This window comes from Streptomyces katrae, from assembly GCF_000966975.1.
Lineage (GTDB): Bacteria > Actinomycetota > Actinomycetes > Streptomycetales > Streptomycetaceae > Streptomyces > Streptomyces katrae.
In genome coordinates, this window is record NZ_JZWV01001611.1 from 1 (window position 1) to 1,799 (window position 1,799).

General features: G+C 68.8%; 3 protein-coding genes. 2 read left to right on the forward strand and 1 reads right to left on the reverse strand.

The genetic code is table 11. The features are described 5' to 3' along the window. Positions 1-173: 173 nt before the first annotated feature. The gene (locus tag VR44_RS39590; RefSeq protein ID WP_045952541.1) at positions 174-752 is read right to left on the reverse strand and encodes a TetR/AcrR family transcriptional regulator; all 579 of its coding nucleotides are present in this window, start codon (positions 750-752) and stop codon (positions 174-176) included. A gap of 86 nt (positions 753-838) precedes the next feature. Between VR44_RS39590 and VR44_RS39595 the strand changes: the two genes are divergently transcribed. After that, on the forward strand, positions 839-1,285 hold the full coding sequence (locus VR44_RS39595) for an anthrone oxygenase family protein (protein ID WP_045952542.1): 447 nt from the start codon (positions 839-841) through the stop codon (positions 1,283-1,285). 26 nt (positions 1,286-1,311) lie between these two features. Continuing rightward, a complete protein-coding gene (locus VR44_RS39600) occupies positions 1,312-1,746 on the forward strand; it encodes a DUF4267 domain-containing protein (protein ID WP_045952543.1) in 435 nt (144 codons plus the stop codon). Positions 1,747-1,799: the final 53 nt, after the last annotated feature.

A 1,799-nucleotide genomic window follows, 5' to 3' on the forward strand; every position in this document is an offset into this window, starting at 1 on the left:
CTACGCGCTCCTCCCGTCTCAGCGTCCACCGCCCGCCTGGGGTCGCTACCTGCACGACATGCCGACGAGAAGGGCATCCGGAGCCGATGGGCGCGTCAGATCGCTACGCGCTTCTCTTTTCTTGGCGGCCGGCGGTCTTCTTGGGCTGGTGAACTCTTGGGGGCCCGGGCAGGTCAGGGCTTGGCCAGTCGGTCCACCAGGAGTTGAATCCTCGGCTCGGCGTGCTCGGGCAGCAGGCGGCCCGTGCGGGTCAGGGTGGCCAGGCCGTGCAGGGACGCCCAGAAGACCTCGGTGAACAGCCCCGGGTCGACGCCGTCCCCGGCGACCTCGCTCAGGGTCTCCATCAGCGCGGCAAAGGCGTCCTTCAGGGGCTCCGGGGTGTCCTCCTGCGCGTACGCGAGGCCGCCGTCGAGCTGGAACAGGGCGTCGTAGACCGCCGGGTTGCGTGCGGCGAAGTCGAGGTAGGCGCGGGCGAGGGCGGTGACCCGCTCGCGCGGGCCGTTCGCGCTGGAGGTCGCGGCCCGCATCGCCACGGCCATTTCGGTGGCGCCCTCCAGGGCGACGGCGCCGATGATCTCGCGCTTGCCCCGGAAGTGGCTGTAGAGGACGGGCTGGCTGTATTCGATGCGCTCGGCGAGCCGGCGGGTGGTGACCGCGTCCCAGCCCTGCTGCTCGGCGAGTTCGCGGGCCGTCGCCACGATGAGGCGCTCACGTTCCGCCCGTTCGCGCTGCTTGCGTTCCTGTACCGACATGGGGAGATCCTAGCACCGCTAGACAATCGAGCGTTAGTAGGTCTAGCGTTGCATCAACATCTAGCAACGCTAGTTCGGAGGTCGTCATGCTCAGCGCAGTCGAGGTCGTCACCACCGTTGTCGTCGGCGTGATGGTGGGGGTGGAGTTCTCCGTCGTCTTCGTCATGAACCGGATCCTGAACGCGCTTCCCGAGGACAGCGGTCAGCTGGGCCATGCTCACGGCGGCCGGATACTCGGCGCCCTGATGTCGTTCTGGTACGTGGGCTCGCTCGTCCTCAGTGCGATCTGGGCCATTGCCGGATGGCACCACCACGGTGCCGGACTCGTCGTCACCGCCGCCGGACTGCTGCTGGTCAGCGTGGTCATGTCCGTGCTGCTGCTCGTCCCGATCAACAACCGGAACAAGACCTGGACCCCCGGGAACCGGCCGGCCGACTGGAAGGAGCAGCTGCGCCGCTGGGAGCGCTACCACTACGTCCGCGTCGCCGTCATCATCGCCGCGTTCACCCTGCTGGTCGCCGCCCTCGCCTGACTCGGCGGGACGAGAAGGAGAAGAACATGTCGCTGAAGAAGATCAACACCGTCCTGGCCGCCGCCTTCATTCTTTTCATCCTCTGGTTCGGGACGGAGTACATCCTGAGTCCGGAGACGACGGCGCCGGGCTACGGCCTGCCGGGCTGGCCGTCCGGTGATGGTGACGGCTTCCTGGTCGTCAAGGGCATCCGCGACGTCGTCCTGGCCCTGGTCCTGGGCGTCCTGCTGGTGACGGGCCATCGCCGGGCGCTGGGCTGGGCCCTGATGGTGGAGGCCCTCGCCGCGTACGGTGACATGACCAACGTGCTGGCCCACCACGGCTCCGTGGCCATCGCGCTCGGCGTCCACTGCCTGACCGCGACCCTGATGGTGGTCAACGGCCTGCTGATCATCCGCGAGACCAGCAGGGCTGCGGCTGCCGCGGAAGCGCCCGCCCGGGTCCGGGTTCTGGCCCGGTAGGCCTGCTATCTCCCCCTCGAGGGGTAGGGGCCGGGCGGTGGCTGCCCACCCGC

What these genes read in the sequence shown, in the direction of transcription:
- VR44_RS39590 (WP_045952541.1), bottom strand. Translation starts at nt 752, where the DNA reads ATGTCGGTACAGGAACGCAAGCAGCGCGAACGGGCGGAACGTGAGCGC.
- VR44_RS39595 (WP_045952542.1), top strand. Translation starts at nt 839, where the DNA reads ATGCTCAGCGCAGTCGAGGTCGTCACCACCGTTGTCGTCGGCGTGATG.
- VR44_RS39600 (WP_045952543.1), top strand. Translation starts at nt 1,312, where the DNA reads ATGTCGCTGAAGAAGATCAACACCGTCCTGGCCGCCGCCTTCATTCTT.